Raw genomic sequence first — 20,658 nt, forward strand, 5'->3', positions numbered from 1 at the left:
CTTCGTGGTAGTCTGGGTTCGACAACATGGGATTTCTTGTAGTTATACTACAAATCCTTTCCCCCTGCCTCCATCCGGGAGAATGAGCGTGTCGGTGCAATACAGCGAACCTTGCGACATAGTGGTGTTCGGCGGAACCGGAGATCTGGCCCTGCGCAAGCTCTTGCCGGCGCTGTATTACCTTCACCGTGACCGCCATCTGCACCCAGACAGCCGAATTCTTGCACTCGCGCGCGCGCGACACGATGACAACGGCTACCGACGTCTTGCGCAGCGGCACCTGGGGCAATACCTTCCCCCTGGTGATTTCGAACAGGCTACCTGGGACACTTTTGCTGCACGCCTGGATTACATGACCCTGGACGCCAGCCAACGTGTGGAATTTCCGCGTCTGGCCAAGGTACTGGCAACCCGTCCGGACCGGATCAGGGTCTTCTATCTGGCGACTTTCCCGGAGTTGTTTGCCGCCACGGCGCAGCACCTGGCATCCGTTGGCCTGGCCGACAAACAGGCCCGCATCGTGCTCGAGAAACCCCTTGGCCAGAGTCTGGAAACTGCCAATCAGATCAACGATGGCATCGGTGCAGTCTTTGACGAGTCCAGGGTATTTCGTATCGACCACTATCTGGGCAAGGAAACCGTGCAGAACCTGCTGGCATTGCGCTTCGGCAACGCACTATTCGAGCCCCTTTGGCGCAACGCGCATATCGACCATGTGCAGATCAGTGTTCTGGAAACCGTGGGGGTAGAGAACCGCGGAGCCTACTACGATAACGCTGGGGCGATGCGCGATATGGTGCAGAACCACCTGCTGCAGTTGTTGTGTCTGGTCGCGATGGAAGCACCTGTGCATTTTGAACCCGAAGCAGTCCGTAACGAGAAGCTGAAGATCCTCGACGCCCTGCGGCCGATCACCGGTCTGGACGTGCAGGACCGTACGGTACGCGGTCAGTATTCCCGCGGCGTGCGTGCCGGGGAGAAGCTCCCGGCCTATTATTTTGAGAAAAATGTGGATCACGACAGTAACACCGAAACCTTCGTCGCACTCAAGGTGGAGGTGGATAACTGGCGCTGGGGTGGTGTGCCTTTCTATCTGCGCACCGGCAAGAGTCTGGCGCAGCGCAAGTCCGAGATTGTCATTCAGTTCAAGCCGGTGCCTTACCGGTTATTTGGTCAGGGTAGTGATGCGCCGGAGCATAATCGCCTGGTCATCCGCCTGCAGCCCGACGAGAGCATCCGGCTGTCGTTGATGGCGAAGAGCCCCGGGCGGGGCATGAGCCTGCAGGATGTGGATCTGGATCTGAATTTTGCCGAGGCATTCAACAAGCGCCGCTGGGATGCCTATGAGCGGTTGCTGCTGGATGTGATCAGTGGCGATGCGACGCTGTTCATGCGCCGTGACGAGATTGAGGCAGCCTGGCGTTGGGTAGATCCGATTATTCAGGGCTGGGACGACTGCTATCGCTCGCCCAAGCGCTATGCCGCCGGCAGTTGGGGGCCTGTAGCGGCTGACAGCCTGCTCGATCGGCTTGGGCATCGCTGGCTGGATCAGCGCTAGAGCAAGCCACAATGCGGCTTGTCAGCTCGTTATACCTCTGTGCTTTCAGTCAGCAGTGCAGTGAAGTCCGCAGCGGACACGGGCCGGCTTATCAGGTAGCCCTGTACCTCATCGCACAGGTGCTCCTTGAGAAACTCCAGCTGACCATCATGCTCGACGCCTTCGGCCACCACGATCAGATCCAGGCTATGTGCCATGGCGATGATCGCCCGAATGATCGCCGCGTCCTGGCTGCGCTCGCTTTGCGGAACCTGTTCTTCCAGTTCGCCAATAAACGCCCGGTCGATTTTCAGGGTCGAGATAGGGAAGCGCTTCAGATAGGCGAGGGAAGAATAGCCGGTGCCAAAGTCATCGATCGCCAGACGAATACCCATCTGTTGTAGCTGGGCTATATTTTCAGCGACGGCATCCACGTGCTCGAGCAGCATACTTTCGGTCAGCTCGAATTCCAGCAGGCTGGCGGGCAGCTGGGAGTGGTCGAGTATCTGCTGCACCCGCGCTGCAAAGTTGGATTGACGCAGTTGCTGGACCGACAGATTGACGGCCACGCATATCGGCGCTGGGCCGCGGTGATACCACTCGCTCGCCTGCAGACAGGCTTTGGTGAGCACGGCGTCGCCCAGGGCGACAATCATGCCTGTTTCCTCGGCAATATCGATAAAGGCGCCTGGTAACAGCAACCCCTGTTCCGGATGCTGCCAGCGTACCAGTGCCTCGGCGCCCTGTATGCGGTCGCTGGCCAGATGCAATTTGGGCTGGTAGTAGACAATCAGCTGGTCTTCGTCCAGAGCCTTGCGCAGTTGATTTTCCAGCTGCAGGCGTTCGAGGCTGTAGCCGGGTAGTTGTTCGGTAAAGAACTGGAAGCTGTTACCGCCCAGATGTTTGGCATGCTGCATTGCCTGGTTGGCTTGAGTGATCATGACCAGGCTGTCACGTGCCGAATTGGGGAACTCGCTGATCCCGATGGAGGCTGTGACTACCAGCTCGTGTTCGCCGATACTCAGCGGCAGGCGCAGGAATTCCAGCACTGTGCTGGCGCGATATTCCAGGCGCTCACGGCTGGTGTCCTGCTCGACAATAATGACAAACTCGTCAGCTGAAAGCCTCGCCAGGGTGTCGTGCTCCGGGGTGATCTCGCGCAGGCGCAACGCCACCTGACGAAGAAGCTCGTCGGCAACGGTGTGACCCAGGGTATCGTTGATGTGCTTGAAGCGGTCCAGGTCCACATGCATCAGCGCGAGCTTCTGCCCGTGCTGCCGGGCCCTGGCCGTGGACTCCTGCAAGCTTTGGGTAAACATACTGCGATTCGCCAGCTCGGTGAGGCTGTCGTGGCTGCTGAGGTATTGCAATTGCTCTTCGGTCTGCCGGCGGACACTCAGATCAGCAAAGAAACCGACATAATGAGTGACGTTGCCGTTGACGTTGCGCACGACGGTCAGCTGCAACCATTGCGGATACAGCTCGCCGCTTCGCCGCTGGCTTATACGCTCACCTTCCCAGCGATCATTGTTCTGCAGAATGTCACGCAGTGCCTTGAAGCTCAGCTGGTTCTTGGTGGTCTTGTTGGTGTCCGCGATGGGCAGGCCCAGCACTTCTTCCGCGGCATAACCGGTGATAACGCTGAATGCGTTATTCACCGTGAGAATGCGCAGATCCGGGTCCAGAATAAAGATACCTTCGGCTGTTGCCTCGAACACCGTTGCTGCCAGCTGCGCCTGTTCATCCTGGAGCTTGCGCGCACTGATATCGCGGCGGGTGCCGATCATCCGACGGACACGGCCGTTGGCGTCCCGCTCCACAGCCCGACCACTGTCCTCTACCCAGATCCATTGGCCGTTGGCGTGTCTGACACGGTATTCGATACGGTAGGATCCAGTACGCATCTGCATGTGGCTTACCAGGGTATCGCGGACCATCTCGGTGTCATCGGGGTGCACTCGCGGTGATAAATGCGCGCGCATGGAGGTAACGGAGCCTGGCGGCAGCCCGAAAATTTCCTCGAGGTGGGAATGCACTACCTCGTCGGTTTCCAGATTCCAGTCCCACAACCCCAACTGACTGGCATTCATCGCCAGTGTGAGTTGAGCTTCGCTGGATTTGAGGGCGGCGCTGGCCTGCTCCAGTTCAGCGGTTCTCAGCGCGACACGCTCCTCGAGCACGCCGTGGCTGTCGCGCAGACCCTGTTCGGCTTGTCTTCGTTGCTGGATTTCCTGCGTCAGCTGAAAATTGAGGTCTTCTGCCTGGCGACGTGATTCCTCGAGGCGGGCTGCCAATTGCTCGTTATGCAGGCTGGCTTGTAATGCAAGACCCAGGGAGCGGTTGATAAACGCCGCACCCATCAACAGACAGCAGAACAGTATGCTACCCATGAGTCCCCAGTAGGGGCTGGACGCATCATTCTGCAGCAATAGGTACAGGCTCGGCATCAACCAGGCGGGCACGGTGAAGGCCAGGAAGGCAACATAGCGGAAGGCGTAGATAACGCTGACGCACAGCGTGATGCCCGCGGTCAGAGCATAGGCCGGCGCCTGCAGCATGAAGTTGTCTGCGGGCACCAGGGCGATATGCACCCAGCCCAGACACAGGCCCGAGGCCACATTTCCCAGGATCAACATGGCCGGCCAGCGCAGACGCACGCGTTGCGAATCGGACGCGCTCTGGTAGCGGCGTACCAGCATCACACGCAGTAATGTCAGGGCCCCCAACACAGCAGCCCAACCGAGCAGTCCAGCGTGATCCGTATGCGCCCACAGCAAGGGTATCATTGCCACAGCGTTGAACATGATCAGCCACTGGGGCAGCCGCGCAAAGGCGAACAGCATATCCAGCGCGCGCAGACGCAGATGCTGGCGGGGCACAGCCGGTTGTGTGATTGGCGCAAACGTCATTGTGACGTGATTCCCTCGGGACTCGATGACTCTTGTTATATTTCAATCGAATGCAACCTTACACCACCACCCTGGCCTGGCACAGCCCCAGACCCCTTGATAATTTTAAAACAACCCCTCTGGGCTGGTCATTGCAGCCATTTCTTCCGGCTTCGCTGTGGGGGCTGATAGAATGCTGCGATGGATATCTCACATCTGCTCAATTCCCTGAATGACGCCCAACGCCAGGCGGTGACCGCTGCGCCCGGCCAACAACTGGTTCTGGCTGGCGCCGGCTCCGGCAAAACCCGTGTTCTGGTGCACCGCATTGCCTGGCTGGTCGAGGTCGAAAAGGCCTCGCCCTGGAGCATTCTGTCGGTCACCTTTACCAACAAGGCCGCCCACGAGATGCGTCACCGCATCGAGCAGCTGCTCGGCATCTCGCCACAGGGCATGTGGGTGGGTACCTTCCACGGTCTGGCCCACCGGCTGCTGCGCGCCCACTGGCGCGAAGCCGGTCTGGCCGAGCAGTTCCAGATACTCGACAGCGATGACCAGTCGCGGATCGTCAAACGGGTGATCCGCGAGCTGGGGCTGGACGAGAATCAGTGGGCACCACGTCAGGCCCAGTGGTGGATCAACGGCCAGAAGGATGAAGGCTTGCGGCCTCAGCATATACAGCCTGCAGGTGATCTGTTTCTGACCAACATGCTGCGGATCTACCAGAGCTACGAACAGGCCTGCGCCCGCGCCGGCGTGGTGGACTTTGCCGAACTGTTGCTGCGCTCGCTGGAGCTTTGGCGCGACAACGACTCCCTGCGTGAGCAGTACCAGGCACGGTTCCGCCATATGCTGGTGGATGAGTTCCAGGATACCAACGCTGTGCAGTACGCCTGGCTGCGCCTGATCGCCGGCAAGACCCCCAGCCTGATGGTTGTGGGCGACGATGATCAGTCGATTTACGGCTGGCGCGGCGCCAAGATCGAGAACATCCATCAGTTCCAGCGTGACTATCCCAACTCCGAGCTGATCCGGCTTGAGCAGAACTACCGTTCCACGGCCACTATTCTCAAGGCAGCCAATGCCTTGATCGAACAGAACGCTGGTCGCATGGGCAAGGAGCTGTGGACCGAAGACAGTGAAGGCGAGCCGATCGCGCTCTATGCCGGTTTCAATGAGCAGGACGAAGCGCGTTTTATCGTCGAGCGCATCGATCAGGCCGTGTCCGAGGGCATGTCGCGCAGCGAGATTGCCATTCTTTACCGCTCCAACGCCCAGTCACGTGTGTTGGAAGAGGCGTTACTGCGCGCCGCTATTCCCTATCGTATTTATGGCGGCCAGCGTTTTTTCGAGCGCGCGGAGATCAAGAACGCCATGGCCTATATGCGGCTGGTCGCCAACCGCGGTGATGACGGCGCCCTGGAGCGAATCATCAACCTGCCCACCCGCGGCATTGGCGACAAGACCGTCGAGGCTTTGCGTCAACACGCGCGCCAGCAGGACGTGTCCATGTGGCAGGCTGCCTGTGACCTGCTGGATAACAAGGGCTTACCCGGTCGCGCTGCCAACGCCGTCCAGACGTTCTGCGAGTTGATCGAAGAAATCACCGTGCGGGTCGAGGGCGTACCCCTCTACAGCATGGCCCAGCAGGTCATCGAACAGAGCGGGCTGCTGCGCTTTCACGAGAACGAAAAGGGCGAAAAGGCCCAGGCTCGCGTCGAGAACCTTGAAGAACTGGTCTCCGCCGCGCGTGCCTTCGAGAACGACCAGGCCGACGAAGAGGCCGAGGGCGACACGCTGCTCGCATTCCTCGCCCATGCCTCCCTGGAGGCGGGTGAGACCCAAGCCGACCGTTTCGAGGACAGCGTGCAACTGATGACCCTGCACAGTGCCAAGGGTCTGGAATTCCCCCTGGTGTTCCTCGCGGGTGTAGAAGAGGGCCTGTTCCCGCACAAGATGAGTCTGGAAGAGCCGGGCCGTCTGGAAGAAGAACGTCGCCTGGCTTACGTGGGTATTACCCGCGCGATGCAGCAACTGGTGATTACCTGGGCGGAAACCCGCCGCCTGTATGGCAGCGAAACCTTCAACAAGGTCTCGCGATTTGTGCGTGAAATTCCGGCCGAACTGATTCAGGAGGTCCGCCTGGGAAGCCAGGTAAGCCGCCCCTTCGGACCAGCCAAAACCGGTATGTTTGCCGCAGAAGCCTCGGAAAGCACCGGCTTTGCCCTCGGCCAGCGGGTGCTGCATTCGCTGTTTGGCGAAGGCGTGGTACTCAATTACGAAGGCCAGGGCGCCCAGGCCCGCATCCAGGTCAACTTTGACGACGAAGGCAGCAAGTGGCTGATGGTTGCCTACGCCAAGCTGCAGGCACTCTAGGCTCGTGAGCTCGCAGCGGCAAGCGGCAAGCGGCAAGCCGCAAGCCGCAAGCCGCAAGCTTCAAGCAGATTGTCGAGGCGAAAAGTTCCAGATTTGTCCGCTGCACTGCAGCATTAAAAAAGTTGAAGAAGACCACCATCAAAAATGCAGAATGCACGGCCAGCTTGTCGCTTGAAGCTTGCCGCTTGGAGCTCAAATAATGAAAAGACGCCAACTCCTTACCGCCGCCGGTCTCGGCCTCGGCGCCGTTGCCTTAACTGGCTGTTCAGACCAGACCACCCCCACCGGCGAGCAGAGCAGCCAGCCCGAACAACGCTTCAAGTGGAAGATGGTCACCTCCTGGCCGAAGAACTTCCCGGGTCTGGGCACGACCGCCGAGCGTTTTGCTGGCACCGTCAACGCCCTGTCCAATGGCCGTCTCACCGTGCAGGTGTTCGCCGCAGACGAACTGGTACCCGCGCTGGAAGTGTTCGATGCAGTCTCCAGCGGCACCGCCGAACTGGGCCACAGCGCAGCCTATTACTGGAAGGGCAAGAGCGCGGCAGCCCCGTTCTTTACGGCTGTCCCTTTCGGCATGAACGCCCAGGAAATGAACGCCTGGCTATATGAAGGCGGCGGGTTGCAGCTCTGGCAGGAAGCCTATGCCAGCAGCGGCGTACTGCCGCTGCCCTGTGGCAATACCGGCGTGCAGATGGCGGGCTGGTTCAACAAGGAGATCAACAGCCTGGAAGACCTGCGCGGCCTGAAGATCCGCATGCCCGGCTTTGGCGGTGAGGTATTGGCCCGCGCGGGTGCGACCACAGTTAATCTACCCGGCAGTGAAATTTTCAGTGCACTGCGCAACGGGGTGATCGACGCTACCGACTGGGTCAGCCCCTACAACGACCTGGCCTTCGGGCTGCACCAGGCCGCCAAGTACTATTACTACCCCGGTTGGCAGGAGCCCTGCGCGGTGCTGGAACTGAGCATCAATCAGACCGCCTTCGAGCAACTACCGGATGATCTGCAGACCATCGTCCGCGAAGCCGCACGTGCCACCAACCAGTACATGCTGGATGAGTACACCCGGCGCAACGCCGATGCACTCAACACGCTCGTCAACGAGCACAAGGTTGAGTTGCGCCGCCTGCCGGATGAAGTACTCGACCGCCTGCGCGAACTGTCTGCCCAGGTACTGGAAGAAACCGCCAACGCCGATCCCCTCAACCGTCAGGTCTGGGACTCGATGGAAGCCTTCCGCGAGAAGGTATGGGCCTATCACGCCATCAGCGAACAGGCGATGTACGGCCTGCGCGGCTGAAGCCTCTGGCGCTCAACCTCCCTGGACGAGCGCCGCTCTGGTTACTTTCCGGTAGTGGCAATCTGCGATAAAGCGGGGCAGTATGGCCTGAACAGCAGGCATGGATGCCAACCCCATTTGTGCTCTGCAATGGAGTCAGCGCTTTTGCGTTGGGGGAACAAGGAGGAGTCACTAATATCATGCTGCATTCAAATTTTCGCGTTTATCTCACAGCACCGACCCCTTGCCTGCGTCGCTAGAAAGAACCAGGGTTCAGGTCTTGCCTTCTGCCTCTCTGCTGAGGTCATCGCTTGAATTTCAAGAGGGTATCTGACCCCTCGGCGTTACCGCGAGCAAAATGCTGCTATTTGCTTGGCATGCCTACTAACTGCCTGATATGCATACCTGGTTGCGACCACTCGCCTTTGCTCGATACAAGGCCTCATCTGCGGCGTTGGCGTAGGTCAGATTGCTGTCCTGTTCTGTGGGTATCCAGGCAGCAACGCCGATGCTGATGGTGAAGCTGAGATTGCCTTCGGGAAGTCTGATTTCCAGCTTGGCGATAGCCGAGCGAATCTGTTCGGCCACAGCAGCGGCGCTGACAGCAGGCATGCTGTAGAACACGGTGGCAAACTCTTCGCCACCAATGCGGGCGGCACACTCGGTCTCACGGCGGCTGTACTCGCTCAGCGTCTGACCTACCGCTGCGAGGCATTCGTCACCGATACTGTGGCCGAATTTATCGTTGATGTGCTTGAAGTGATCGACATCCAGCATCAGAAAAGCAACTGGTACGCCATTGGTACGACCTTGTTCGATGGCGGCACTGACTTGCTCTTCAAATCCGCGTCTGTTGCTTAACCCCGTCAGAGAATCGGTGTTACTCAGCCGCTTGAGTTCCAGGTTGGCCTGCTCAAGTTGTCGGGTGCGTGAGGCAACGCTGGATTCCAGTAGCGCGGTGTTTTCTTCTTGCATGAGCAGCAAGGCGTCCTGTGCCTGCAAGCGGGAGGCCTTTTCACGGTTGATACGTTCAGCCAGTGCAACAGACAGCAGCAGAAACTCCAGGATGAATCCCGCCAGCTGTGTGGAGCGGATTGAGTTGGTCATGGGTATTATCCCGGCCATTGCCAGGGTGATGCCCAGGGTAGCGCACACCAGTCCTGTCCAGGCCACCAGAAAATAGCCGGCGGAAATACTGCCACGCCGCCAACATACAACAGCAATAACGATGGCCGCGACGCAGGTGAGAGAACCGCCGTGCTCAATATGCACATACCCGATAGCTTGGGGGGCGAAGGCAGAGACCAGGGCAGCACATAACCAATAGGCCAGCACTACATGGCTTAAATGCAGCAGCCAGCCACCTTGGCGACGGAGTTCTAGAAACTGGCGTTCAAACAAAGCGGCGCCGAAGAAGCCGAGGCTTACCGATAATACCGTGGCCCGCGAAACCAGCCAGGGGGAATCCCACCACAGAAAATAAGGCCCAAAGCTGAACACGCTGGCGACGTAAAAGGCCCCGCTCAGCACATAGGCACAGTAAAAAAGATAGGCCGCGTCCCGGGTAAAAATGAACAGCGACGCGTTGTACAACATCATCACTAACATGGCGCCAAAGAAGGCGCCCATCAGCAGATTGTTGTCGCGCTCTGCCTTCGGCAGTTCCGAGGGGGCAAGCAGGCGAAATGGCAAGAGCATGGGCGCGTTGGTTTCAAGCCGCAGGTATACCTCGGCTTCACCAGGAGGCAGGCTCAGCGGCAAGACTTGAAGCGGGCTGTTGACGGCGCGCCTGTGGGGTGCCACGCCGTCACCGGTATGAACGCCCGCAGACCATTCACCGTGCGTTGTGTCCAGAATCCGAGCTTCGATCTGGGTGAAGCTCCAGTCCACTAGCAGCAGTCTTTTGACCTCATCTGCTGCATGGTTGGTTATATGAAAACGCACCCAGGCGCCTTCGGGCCGATAGCCTATGTTGAGGGTAGGTTGATCAGAGGTCTGCCAGCGTGTCGCAAAAGCCTGCTCAGTTACTGCGCTGAAAGACGCGGAACTTGGAGCGAGCAGGTATTCTACCGCGTTGATCTCCGTGGTACTTGCGGCGTTAGCGACCTGCGCGGGCAGACAGAGTGCCGCCCACACTACAAGCGTCAGAATTACATTATTAAAAAGGCGAGTAGCGGTTAGCTGCATCGGTTTTTAGGTCTTATTGGATGAGCAAGCTTTTGCCTAGTCTAGAAATAAAGCACTGACGTTGCACGCACTTGCTATCTTTAGTTGTAACTGGAGCCAGGCAGTCGAAGTCGTCGCCGAGGCTCTGGCGCGGCATTCTTAAATTCGAACGATGGTGGGGTTAGGGAAATTCTGATGTATCTCATTGCCTACAACGCCAGCAGACTGCTGATGAACAATGCGGGCAAGTCAGCGAATCTAGCTAGGCGTCAAATCAGTTTCAAGGCGAGCGTGCAAGCCCTGAGGCAATGGGAGCCAGCGCTGAACCGGCGGGGAGTGGGCTGCAGAGAAAAACGTCGCTTGATGGCTGAGCTCTATAAAGCGATTACACGGAATCTGCTGATAGAATGACCCGGACGACAAGAGCCTCGATGTGTGAAACGAAGGCCAAAACCATATGGCTTATTGACGAAGCACAGGCATGAAATGACCGATACCCTTCATCGAAACCGATATCGCGCAAAAGCTGCTTAACTTAGTGCCATTCTCATCCGACCCCAATTACTCAGTTATTTTTCATTGATTATGCCTGGGTATGGCTGTCTTAACGCAGCTCTCCTCCACCATCTATACATGACTGTTTAAAGTAAGAATTGTCTGAATAGTAGGCGTAAGAAATCTTTAAACCCAAAGAAGTCCTATAGGAGCAACTTGGAGTTCCCCGCCTACATGATGCTTCTACATTACCAAATGACTGGAAACACAGTGTTTTCATATCATCTATTTGTTCTTTATCATCCATTATGTACTCATCACACTGATTTTTAGAATAAAAAGTACATGAAAGAATACTAGGGCCAGGTCTTGCCTTTTGCTCGAGACCGCCCGTCGACACGAGCAGGCACAGGGTCAAAATGCTTCCTGCGCTGCAGTTTTATCCGTGCTGATGGCCCCTAAGTCCTGACTGCCGTATTGCTTGGGGTAGTATTTTGGGCCCTTTCTTTTCAGGATCGGCCGACAATTTGCCTACCTTTGTCGGTTCGGGTTACCTTCAATTGTGGCCGGAGCATCGGCCAGCAATACTGTTTTCAAAAAGTTGGAGGGATCCTCACTATGTTTCGGTTCGTATTTATTCTGTCCGCCATGCTCTTGGCTACTACGACTATTATTCACGCAAACCCCATGATTGAGGAGTTTGAAGCTCAATTAGAAGAGGCGGATCGCCAGGGGGTGACCGGCCCGGAAATCGAGCAACTCCGACAACTTCTTGAGCAGGTCAAGGCCGATGAAGCAAAGGATGCCGCCTATGCCGATTCCATGGATGACAATTCGTCTGGGGCGAGTATGGATGAAGGAAGCTCGGCGCCCTCGGCTGAAAATGCTGCAAATAACAACACGCTCACATACACCTCATCGGAAGGTGAAGATAAGTCCGTCAACGTTGACAAGTCCCAGCTGGAAAATTATGCAGGGGTGTATGCAAACGAACATCGCGATCCGGCTGTGGCTGACTTTCGGTATACGCTTCGGGCTGATGGCAGCGCAATGTTGGAACACCGCGTTTGTGAAAATTGTACACATGAACTCTCCGGCGAGGCCTCTTCAAGGGACTGGCAAATACAGTATGAAGCGATCGAGTGGGCGCCCATGGTGACGGAGACGGGCAGTCCAATGATGCGGAGTACCGAAGACATGAATGGTGAGGCGTTTGACGCTCGGGTTCTGATTGTCACGTTGCAAGGTGGAAAGGTGATGAGCTTGAACCACTATCGGGATGCAAAGGGTGATGCGTTGGGTGGACCTTATGGTGTGCCTCGCTATCGCCAGTAATTTCACATTGGGAAAAAACGAATACTAGGGTCAGGTTTTGCCTTTTGCTTTGAGCTTGCCTCTGAGCTCTGACCCTCTAAGTAAGCACTACCCGCCAAGGCCCTCCGGCAATATTCAATTTAAGATGCTAGGGTCGGGTCTTGCCTTTTGCCCCTCAGTTGAAGTGTTTCATTTGGCGAGGGGAAAGGGCTGATCCCATCGGTGCTTGGTGAGGGGGAGGGTTCCAGGACACAAAGGCAGAGTCTCACTTCGCAATGTACCCGCGTTACTAGCTCAGTTGGCTATCGATGACAAAGGCACGGGTTGATTATTAACCAATGGCCCGCTAGTATCTCCCAAAACGGGAGAGTCTTTGATGCGCGTGATAGCCAAGAGGTCATTGGTGCTGTTCTGGCAGCAGCCGGGGCAGGGTGACGCCAAAGGTCCGCTTGAAAGCTGGTATGAAGAAGTCACGCATGCGGTGTGGAGTTCACCGCAGGATGTAAAGAATCGCTACGGTACGGCAAGTTTCTGTGGCAAAAACCGTGTGGTTTTTAACATCGGCGGTAATAAATACCGCTTGGTTGTTGAGGTGCAGTACAGGGCGCAGATTGTCTGGGTGAAATTCATAGGCACTCATGCCCGTTACGATCAGATAGATGTGGAGACAGTCAATGAATGTTAAACCGATTCGCAATGATGACGACCTGACTGCTGCCTTCCAGCGTCTTGAGCATGTGTTCCAGGCTGAGGAGGGCACGCCTGAAGCGGATGAAATGGAGGTGCTGGTGACGCTGATCGAGGCGTACGAGAACAAGCATTATCCGATCCAGTCCGCTGACCCTATCGCGGCGATCAAGTTCAGGATGGATCAGGACGGCCTTACGCCGCGTGACCTGGAGCAATTCATTGGTCCGAGCGGCCGCGTCTCAGAAGTCCTTAACGGCAATCGAAGCCTGAGCGTTCGCATGATCAAGCGACTGCACGAGGGCCTACACATTCCATACGAGAGCCTGATGAGTGGTGTGGCTGCTTAATCTGCGGCGGGCCCGGATCGGTTGCTGATGAACGGTGCTGGGGTCCGGTGCTGGGGTCGGGTCTTGCCTTTTGCCTCTCGGTTAAAGGTAGCTTGGCAAAAGCCAAGACCTGGCCTTCTCGTTGTTAGATGAACCTTTCCACGATAGATCTCATTCTGTTTCCGGCTCCCGTGTGTGCCGTGGCTGAGCCGGGATAGTTGCCTCCGCATTCATTAGCCATTCAATCGTCTCCTGCCACAGTGTTTTCTCGAAACGAGGTTTGAAAAAACCTGCGTGCCTTACTGCGCCCTTTTGAAAATTAGAGACGTCCAGATGTCGACGGGTGACCTGGGCGTTCGGAAAATGGGTCAACAGATGGGCGACGTTGGCGTCGGGTGCCATGTCATCGTCGCTGAAGCTCCAGGAAAGCAGGGGCTGCTCAAGCGCTTGATAGCCGCTCAGGTCGAGTCCGAAGCGGGGATCGAATAGGTAGTCGGGGCTCCGCATCCACCGTGCCCATTTTCTGCTAACGGAGGCAGGTATATCCACGCCGCCCAGCCCCAGCCGGCGCGAAGGAAATTGATCTCGGAACGCTGAAAGGTAGGGTATCAGCACGCGAGAGACAGCGAGCATTCTGGCGTTCAGCGGAAAAGGCCAGCGGCGCCAGTAGGGTGCGGAGGCAGCCACATGAACAATGCGGGTGAGATCGCGTGAAGAGGGGGCCAGGCCGACCAATTGGCCGCCTATACTGTGGCCTAGCAAATGAATGGGATGGTGTTCTGGCAGGCCTCCTCTACGTTCTGTTGCGAAACGGATAACGGCCTCGATGTCCTGTTTTCCCCAGTCCTCAATGGCGACGGCGTAGGGCTCTGTTTTTGCGAGGGAGTCGCCCGTTCCGCGATAGTCAAATGTCAGGCAGTCAAAATGCTGAGATGCCAGATAACCTGCAAAATCGGCATAGAAAGACCGGGTAGCTGCCAGGGCAGGCGCGATGATTATGGTTCCACGTGGAGCATTCGCTTGATAGAGGGTTGCCTCGATCGGATAGCCATCCTCGCATAGCAGGTGTTGCGCACCGCGTTTGTCAGCGATGTCCTTGTCCATAAGTAGCTCCCCTTTTCCCAATTTCAAAAGATGCACAGGATTTTTATCGCCTGATCCCATAGGAACCTCGGCTTTATCGAACGATAATCCATGGCTTTAATACTTTTAGGATGTCACATACCTTTGGTATGTGAAAGCAGGGTATGCCTACAATTTATGGAGCTTCAAGCATGGAAACTCAGACCAGACGGCAGGCATACGCAGAAGAAACCCGCGAAGCTATTCTAGAAGCAGGTCACCGGCTTTTTAGCCGTCAGCGATTCAGTGGTACTTCCCTTGAGGCGATTGCGAAGGAGGCGAACGTAACCAAGGGGGCTGTGTATCACCATTTCAAGGGCAAGCGTGCTGTATTCAGCGCGTGTTTTGAGCGCCAGGCAAAGCAGGTGTCTGAGGTCATTGCCGCTGTCCCACAGCAGGATGACGACTGGGCTTACGCATTTGCCCAGTGTCGCGCCTTTCTGGATTATGTCGTTGGCCATGGCAAGCACACAATTGCACTGCAGGAAGTGATTACCGTACTGGGATGGGATGCTTGGCGTGCGATCGACTGCCATTACGCCATGGGCAATATCGAACGGGTCGTGGCGCGCCTGCAGGACAGCGGACGTATGAAACCTTATTCGCGAGAGCTGGTGGTTAATATGATTTATGGCCTGATCGTCAATGCCTCCATGAATCTGAATAGCCTGCCGGACGTTCATCAGGTCCACCAGGACTTGAACGGAATGCTGAGGGACATGTTGAATGGCCTAAAGCTTTAGTAATTGGAGCGTAATTAGGGTCAGATCAAGAGTAATGGGGATCGGATGAACTGAAACTGTAAGACCTGCCCCTTGCCCGGTGGGTGACACTCCTCTGCATCACAGTAACTACGTCTCCGCCGCTTCGCGGCTATGAAAGCCTACGTAAAGCTTTGCGTTGTACCGTAAGAAGAGGGCCGTTGATTCGGCGCGAGGCAGGAGCATGGTATTGTCATATGACAGCCATACAGGAGCACTCGCCATGAGCATGCACCGCAAAACCTATACGCTGACTGAACAACAAGACGGCTGGGTGGAAACCCAGGTTGAAAACGGGCACTTTGGAAACGATAGTGAATGCATCCTTGGTCTTGTTCTAAAGGACAAGCAGGCCAAGGAACGTTTTGCCATGTTGAGGCAAGCACTCGTTGAGGGAGAGTCAAGCGGCGTCCCGAAGCCGCTGAATATATTGGCTATCAAGGCGGTCGGCGGCGCAGTAATTGGGGTCCAGTAGTTGCGGTCAGATCAACGTTATGGCGACCAAAATCAATGAATTCAGTGTCATTGGTGCTTCCGCGCCTATCACGAAAAAATCTAGGCCATCCTGGAATCCCGCTATTCAGTCCCGGGAATCAACAGTCGTGATTGATGTCAGATGAACATCAATCTTATGCCCGGTTCTTGCGACGAATGACCTCCAGCACGGGCATCGCGAAAGACAAAGACCTGGTCCCATCACGCTCTTCGGAACACAGCTAAAGGTATGGATACATGTCATTAACGCGTTGGTTTTTCATCTCTTTTTTGCTCCTGTCCCTGGCCGGCTGTCAGTCGGCTTATTACGGCGCCATGGAGAAAGTGGGTGTCCACAAGCGCGATATCATGGTCAATCGCGTGGAGTCGGTTCAGGAGGCGCAGACCGATGCAAAGGAACAGTTTGAATCTGCCCTGGCGGAATTCCGCGCCATTGTTCAGATCAAGGATCAGGACCTGGCAGCACGTTACGACAGGCTGAATGACGAATACGAAGACAGTAAGGCCGCAGCTGAAGCGGTGTCAGAGCGCATCGATGCGGTCGAAAATGTATCCGAGGCATTGTTCGATGAGTGGGAAGATGAAATCGAGCTGTACAGCAGCGCCAACCTCAAGCGCGAAAGTGCAGCCAAGTTAAGCCAGACCAGACGGCAATACCAGGGGCTTATCAGCGCGATGCGCAGTGCAGAGTCACGCATGGAGCCGGTATTACGAGCCTTCCAGGATCAGGTGCTGTTTCTGAAGCACAACCTGAACGCGCGTGCCATCGACTCGCTGCAAGGTGAGCTGGGGGATATAGAAACGGATGTCGCTCAGTTGATCTGGGAGATGGAAAAATCCATTGCCGAATCGGAAGCCTTTATCGGCAGCCTGCAGGATTGAGGGGCAGGCGCTGGAGCCATCCGACTCCAGCGCCCGACAGTGGCCTTGCGGCCAGGGGTTGAACCTCAGCTCTGTGGCTTGATCAGGAACTTCTCGCCGGTTGCCTGCTTTCCGTAAACCGCCATCGAATCCAGCTGTAACGCGCCGGCCAGGGAGACCTCGTGGGTGTAGTGGCTGGCGAAGGTGGTCTTGATTTCGGCGGCTACGCGCTTGCGCATGGCGGCGGCGGTGTCCTTGCCCAGTTTTCCGAGCGCATTGAACAGCAAAAAGCCGTTTACACCCCAGGCAAAACCAAAGGTGCGGTTCAGCGTGATCGGGCCGCGATCCAGGCCGCCATAGATATACACCTGTTTGAAGATGGTCGATCCATACACGCTGTATTCCGTGATGTCCCGAGAAACAGCAGCTTCCATGCAGGTGAGAATATCACTGGCCAGACGACCGCCACCGATAGGGTCGAAGGCGATGGTCGCGCCGGTCTCGATCAGAGCCTGGGTCAGGTCTGCCATGAAGCTGTCGCTGCTGGAGTTGACCACGTACTTGGCACCCTGGTCGCGCAGCAAGGCTTCCTGTTCCGGCTTGCGGACAATATTGACCAGGTCGATGCCGTCGGCGATGCAGATGCGGTTGAGCATTTGCCCCAGGTTGGAGGCGGCGGCCGCGTGAACGATGGCCTTGTGACCTTCAGCGCGCATGGTTTCTACCATGGCCAGTGATGTCAGTGGATTGACGAAGCTGGAAGCGGCCTCGATTGGGGTGGTACCCGCTTCCAGTTCCAGACAGCTTTGCACGTTGGCGCGAAGATACTTGCGGTAACTGCCCCCGCCAATGAACGCAACGGTTTTGCCCATCAGGCTTTGCGCGGCTGCGGATGAGCCAGCGGCGACAACGATACCGGCGCCTTCATTGCCCACGGGTATAGCCTTGCCCACGCGCTTTTTGACGGCACCCATGAACTTGGCTGGCACGTCGGCCTTGATGACCGGACGCTGGGCGCTGCCGGATTGCTTGGCAGTCGTCATATCCGCCGCGCTGAACATCACGCCCAGGTCGGACGGGTTGATAGGGGCAGCTTCGATGCGGATGATGACTTCGTTTTCGCCGGGCTGCGGGATGTCGATCTCGCGCAGGGCGAGCTCCAGTGTGTTGTCTTCGCTGATGGTGGAAATAAGTTCGATGTTGGTGTCAGTCATATTTTTCTCCTGGAAATGGTAAGAGTTCTGGTCCTGAGGGCTTGCGTGACCCGCGTTGCTGAACGCTCTGATCATAACGCTGATTGTGGCTAAAACATCGCCATGGCAACCGATCACCGCCGTTTATGCCTCCTGAAACGTCGATTTTAGCCGCTACTTTTGCGTTTTCACGCTATTGGCAAAACGCCATAAGTCACGCAAGATCAACAGGCTGCGAGAATTTTTCGCACCCCCTCGGCAAGGATGCCCGATACGATGCTTTTTCGATCTATCGCCGCCCGCGCGCCCGGGCCGGCGTGCGCGATCTGTCCGCGGTAACCCACTAACTACCACGGAAGACCTTCATGAAATTGATCAAATTGCTGATTGTATTAGCGGCGACTACCTACCTGTTCGGCTGCGCCTCGGGCGCGAAACAGGAGAACATCACCTATCAGTCCATGCAGAAAGCGAAATATGCTCAGGAGCTGAACAAGAATGTTGCTTTGGATACGGTATCTGGCGGTCGCGAAACAAATCCAATGTGGACGTCCGAGATCAGCAACCAGTCTTTCCTGGGCGCACTACGCAACAGCTTGAGCAATCAGGGTCTGTATAGCGATAAGGGTCGCTACAATCTGCAGGTAGCGATGGTCGGCGTCGACAAACCCCTGGTGGGCTTTGATATGACGGTGACGACTCGCGTTCGCTACACGCTGGTGGATACGAAGACCAATCAGAAGGTATTCGAGGAGCTGGTGGTGGCGCCGCATACCGCGACGGTGGGTGACGCCTTTGTTGCGGTTACACGGTTGCGTCTGGCCAACGAAGGTTCGGCAAAAAAGAACATCGAGAACTTCCTGCGGCGCCTCGCTCAGCTGAAGATTGAGCCCCAGCAGGTTTCATTGGTGAAGTAATGGCTCAGGCCGTGTCTGTCAGGCACGGCTTTGCACTTGCTGTAATTGCCGCCCCACGGGCTCGGACTTGCTCTTTTCTGCCGGATGCTCCATAGCGAAACTTTTTAGATAATCACGGAGCCCCTGCGGCAACTGCTCTTATTGACTGAAGCGCGGTTGCCATAGCAGGCTCCGGCCCCCTTTGTGGGCCGGAGCCTTTGGTATACCGGTTTGCGGTTATTCAGGCTAGGATTTGAGTTACAACCGGTCATAAGCAGGACACTTACGTGAGCTACCCGTTAAACAAGACCATCGACGAGACCTTTCTTCTGCAGGCTGTCCGATTGGCCGTTGAGTCCGTAGGCAAGGGAGGTGGACCCTTTGGCGCGTTGGTGGTTCGCAATGGCGAGGTTCTCGCTCAGGCGGCGAACCGGGTGACCCTGGACTGCGATCCCACTGCACACGCCGAGGTGCTGGCCATACGTCTGGCCGCCAGCGATCTGGCCAGTCCGCACCTGGAGGACACTACGCTGTATGCCAGTTGTGAGCCCTGTCCCATGTGTCTGGCCGCCGCCCACTGGGCACGTATTCCGCGTATTGTTTTCGCCGCATCCCAGGAGACGGCGAACCTTGCGGGCTTTGCTGACGGGAATATTGCCGAGCAGCTTTACGGCCAGACACACCCGGTGCGTATGCAAGAGTTGGGGCTGTCCCAGCTGGAGGTCGAAGACCCGGGCGCGCCTTTTCTGGCCTGGTTGGTCAAGCACGATCGGCAACCCTATTGATTGCCTGGCTGCGGCCGCGCGGATAAGCAGGGTGCAAGGCCTGCAGATCATAGCTGGCGCGGTAGCGGTTCTGCGCTGAGATCTTCCTCCCGCGTGTCCTTAGGCACCGCATCTGGTTCCGGTTTGTGCGGTTCCTGGTCAGTATTTTCTTCAAACTCGGTATACCGTGGATCCAGCTCCGCCAGACCCAGTGCCGCCTCGGGTGAGAGGGTAATGAACTGTTGCTGATCGACGACAGCCGGGCGCTTGCGACTGGGGCCGAACAGCATGAACAGGATCAGCCCGCCGAGAATCAGTGCATTGCTGATAAACAGACCGCGGGGGCCGAGCAGCTCCATGAAAAGCGCACTGAGTGGCGCACCGATGCAGCTGCCGACGCCGTAGCTCAGGAGCAGGGCGGTGCTGGTAGCGGTGATCTGGTGGCTTTCCATCAGGTCGTTGGTAATGGCCACGGCAATAGGGTAGAGCGTGGCGGTAATGCCCATATACAAGCCGACAAAGATCACCAGCAAGGTCATGTTGAAATCGCCAACCAACGCCGCTGCCAAGCTGCAGATGGCGGCCACGCAAGAGGCCACCAGCATGACCTGGTGGCGGTCGTAACGGTCGCACAGGCGGCCCACGGGCCAGGCCAGAATCATTGCGGCAATGATGGATGCGGCCATGAAATTCGAGAGTTGCTTGATGTCCAGACCGATACGATTGGCAAACACCGGCCCCATGGCGTAGAAAGCGCTGATCAGCAGCCCGGCCACCAGTGCTCCCAAGGCGCCCTGTGGAGACGCCTTGTACAGTTTGCGCAGTGACATGCGCTCGCTCTGGGCGATGGTCGGGGAAGCTTCGCGCGTCAGGGACAGGGGTACCAGCGCAAGGGCGATCAGAATGGCCGCCAGGGAGAAGGGAATGAAGCCGCCCGGATCACTGACCCGTATAAGCACCTGCCCGCCAGCTGTGGAAAGAAAGAACACCAACTGATATACCGCGAACAGAGTCGCGCGATTGCGGTTGTCGGCCTTGCTGCTGAACCAGCTTTCCATGACGATCATCAGGCCGGCCATGACAAAGCCGCCCAGCGCGCGTAGCAGCCCCCATAGTTCAGCCTGCACGGCCATCGGATACACCAGGATCGACGCGGAGAGGATGGCGGCAAACACGGCAAAGGCACGGATGTGTCCGACCTTTTCGATGATACGTCCAGCCCATAGGGTTCCGGCGACAAAGCCGAGGGAGTAGAACACCAGAATCCAGCCGATCAGGCTGGCGCTGAACTCCTCCATGCTCAGGCGCAGGCCGAGCAGAGTCATCAGGAAGGCGTTACCGCTGATCAGCAAAATGATACTGGTAATCAGCGATGACAGGGTCAGGGCGGTTCGTTGCATTGAAACTCCGGGGACGTGCTGGGCGTATAGACATACCTTGAAGCGGTATCTCGCTGCCTGGGACAAACACAAAACGTTGCCGTTCCCCTTGCAGG

At 56.9% G+C, this 20,658-nt stretch carries 17 protein-coding genes; 12 read left to right on the top strand and 5 right to left on the bottom strand.

Annotation, left to right across the window (positions count from 1 at the left end):
• Positions 1-82 precede the first annotated feature (82 nt).
• Positions 83-1,558 (top strand): glucose-6-phosphate dehydrogenase, encoded by a 1,476-nt coding sequence (gene zwf, locus FZF01_RS02340; protein ID WP_150276479.1) that lies wholly within the window; start codon positions 83-85, stop codon positions 1,556-1,558.
• A gap of 29 nt (positions 1,559-1,587) precedes the next feature.
• Here the strand turns inward: zwf and FZF01_RS02345 are convergent, their stop codons facing one another.
• Positions 1,588-4,446 carry a putative bifunctional diguanylate cyclase/phosphodiesterase gene (locus tag FZF01_RS02345; RefSeq protein WP_150276480.1) on the bottom strand — a complete coding sequence of 953 codons (2,859 nt, stop codon included), beginning with the start codon at positions 4,444-4,446 and terminating at the stop codon, positions 1,588-1,590.
• A gap of 180 nt (positions 4,447-4,626) precedes the next feature.
• Here FZF01_RS02345 and uvrD point away from each other — a divergent pair, with 180 nt between their 5' ends.
• Complete coding sequence (gene uvrD, locus FZF01_RS02350) at positions 4,627-6,801, top strand: DNA helicase II (protein WP_150276481.1); 2,175 nt, start codon at positions 4,627-4,629, stop codon at positions 6,799-6,801.
• Between the two features lie 199 nt (positions 6,802-7,000).
• On the top strand, positions 7,001-8,101 hold the full coding sequence (locus tag FZF01_RS02355; RefSeq protein ID WP_150276482.1) for a TRAP transporter substrate-binding protein: 1,101 nt from the start codon (positions 7,001-7,003) through the stop codon (positions 8,099-8,101).
• Between the two features lie 363 nt (positions 8,102-8,464).
• Here FZF01_RS02355 and FZF01_RS02360 read toward each other — a convergent pair whose 3' ends face one another.
• A complete protein-coding gene (locus FZF01_RS02360; protein WP_150276483.1) occupies positions 8,465-10,267 on the bottom strand; it encodes a sensor domain-containing diguanylate cyclase in 1,803 nt (600 codons plus the stop codon).
• 174 nt (positions 10,268-10,441) lie between these two features.
• Here FZF01_RS02360 and FZF01_RS02365 point away from each other — a divergent pair, with 174 nt between their 5' ends.
• From FZF01_RS02365 to FZF01_RS02380, 4 genes are all read left to right on the top strand, one after another.
• On the top strand, positions 10,442-10,657 hold the full coding sequence (locus FZF01_RS02365) for a hypothetical protein (RefSeq protein ID WP_150276484.1): 216 nt from the start codon (positions 10,442-10,444) through the stop codon (positions 10,655-10,657).
• Positions 10,658-11,359: 702 nt separating this feature from the next.
• On the top strand, positions 11,360-12,076 hold the full coding sequence (locus tag FZF01_RS02370) for a hypothetical protein (RefSeq protein ID WP_150276485.1): 717 nt from the start codon (positions 11,360-11,362) through the stop codon (positions 12,074-12,076).
• A gap of 355 nt (positions 12,077-12,431) precedes the next feature.
• Entirely contained in the window at positions 12,432-12,740 is a 309-nt protein-coding gene (locus tag FZF01_RS02375) for a type II toxin-antitoxin system HigB family toxin (RefSeq protein WP_150276486.1), read from the top strand.
• Complete coding sequence (locus FZF01_RS02380; RefSeq protein ID WP_150276487.1) at positions 12,730-13,092, top strand: helix-turn-helix domain-containing protein; 363 nt, start codon at positions 12,730-12,732, stop codon at positions 13,090-13,092. The genes FZF01_RS02375 and FZF01_RS02380 overlap by 11 nt, the downstream gene beginning before the upstream one ends.
• 150 nt (positions 13,093-13,242) lie before the next feature.
• Here FZF01_RS02380 and FZF01_RS02385 read toward each other — a convergent pair whose 3' ends face one another.
• Entirely contained in the window at positions 13,243-14,175 is a 933-nt protein-coding gene (locus tag FZF01_RS02385) for an alpha/beta hydrolase family protein (protein ID WP_188434345.1), read from the bottom strand.
• Between the two features lie 170 nt (positions 14,176-14,345).
• On the opposite strand from FZF01_RS02385, the gene FZF01_RS02390 reads away from it, so the two are divergent.
• The 3 genes from FZF01_RS02390 (at position 14,346) to FZF01_RS02400 (ending at position 16,331) form a co-directional block, all read left to right on the top strand.
• A complete protein-coding gene (locus tag FZF01_RS02390) occupies positions 14,346-14,936 on the top strand; it encodes a TetR/AcrR family transcriptional regulator (RefSeq protein WP_188434346.1) in 591 nt (196 codons plus the stop codon).
• Positions 14,937-15,177: 241 nt separating this feature from the next.
• Positions 15,178-15,429, top strand: a complete 252-nt coding sequence (locus tag FZF01_RS02395) for a ribbon-helix-helix domain-containing protein (protein ID WP_150276490.1) — start codon at positions 15,178-15,180, stop codon at positions 15,427-15,429.
• Positions 15,430-15,686: 257 nt separating this feature from the next.
• The gene (locus FZF01_RS02400; RefSeq protein ID WP_150276491.1) at positions 15,687-16,331 is read left to right on the top strand and encodes a DUF2959 domain-containing protein; all 645 of its coding nucleotides are present in this window, start codon (positions 15,687-15,689) and stop codon (positions 16,329-16,331) included.
• A 65-nt stretch (positions 16,332-16,396) separates the two neighbouring features.
• On the opposite strand, the gene FZF01_RS02405 is transcribed toward FZF01_RS02400, so the two are convergent.
• Positions 16,397-17,524, bottom strand: coding sequence for a zinc-binding dehydrogenase (locus FZF01_RS02405; RefSeq protein ID WP_150276492.1), 1,128 nt, complete (start codon positions 17,522-17,524; stop codon positions 16,397-16,399).
• A 344-nt stretch (positions 17,525-17,868) separates the two neighbouring features.
• Between FZF01_RS02405 and FZF01_RS02410 the strand changes: the two genes are divergently transcribed.
• Together FZF01_RS02410 and FZF01_RS02415 are read left to right on the top strand one after the other, a co-directional pair.
• A complete protein-coding gene (locus FZF01_RS02410; protein ID WP_150276493.1) occupies positions 17,869-18,420 on the top strand; it encodes a hypothetical protein in 552 nt (183 codons plus the stop codon).
• A 266-nt stretch (positions 18,421-18,686) separates the two neighbouring features.
• On the top strand, positions 18,687-19,184 hold the full coding sequence (locus FZF01_RS02415) for a nucleoside deaminase (protein ID WP_150276494.1): 498 nt from the start codon (positions 18,687-18,689) through the stop codon (positions 19,182-19,184).
• Between the two features lie 47 nt (positions 19,185-19,231).
• Here the strand turns inward: FZF01_RS02415 and FZF01_RS02420 are convergent, their stop codons facing one another.
• The gene (locus FZF01_RS02420) at positions 19,232-20,563 is read right to left on the bottom strand and encodes an MFS transporter (protein ID WP_150276495.1); all 1,332 of its coding nucleotides are present in this window, start codon (positions 20,561-20,563) and stop codon (positions 19,232-19,234) included.
• Positions 20,564-20,658 lie beyond the last annotated feature (95 nt).

This window comes from Halopseudomonas salina (assembly GCF_008641105.1).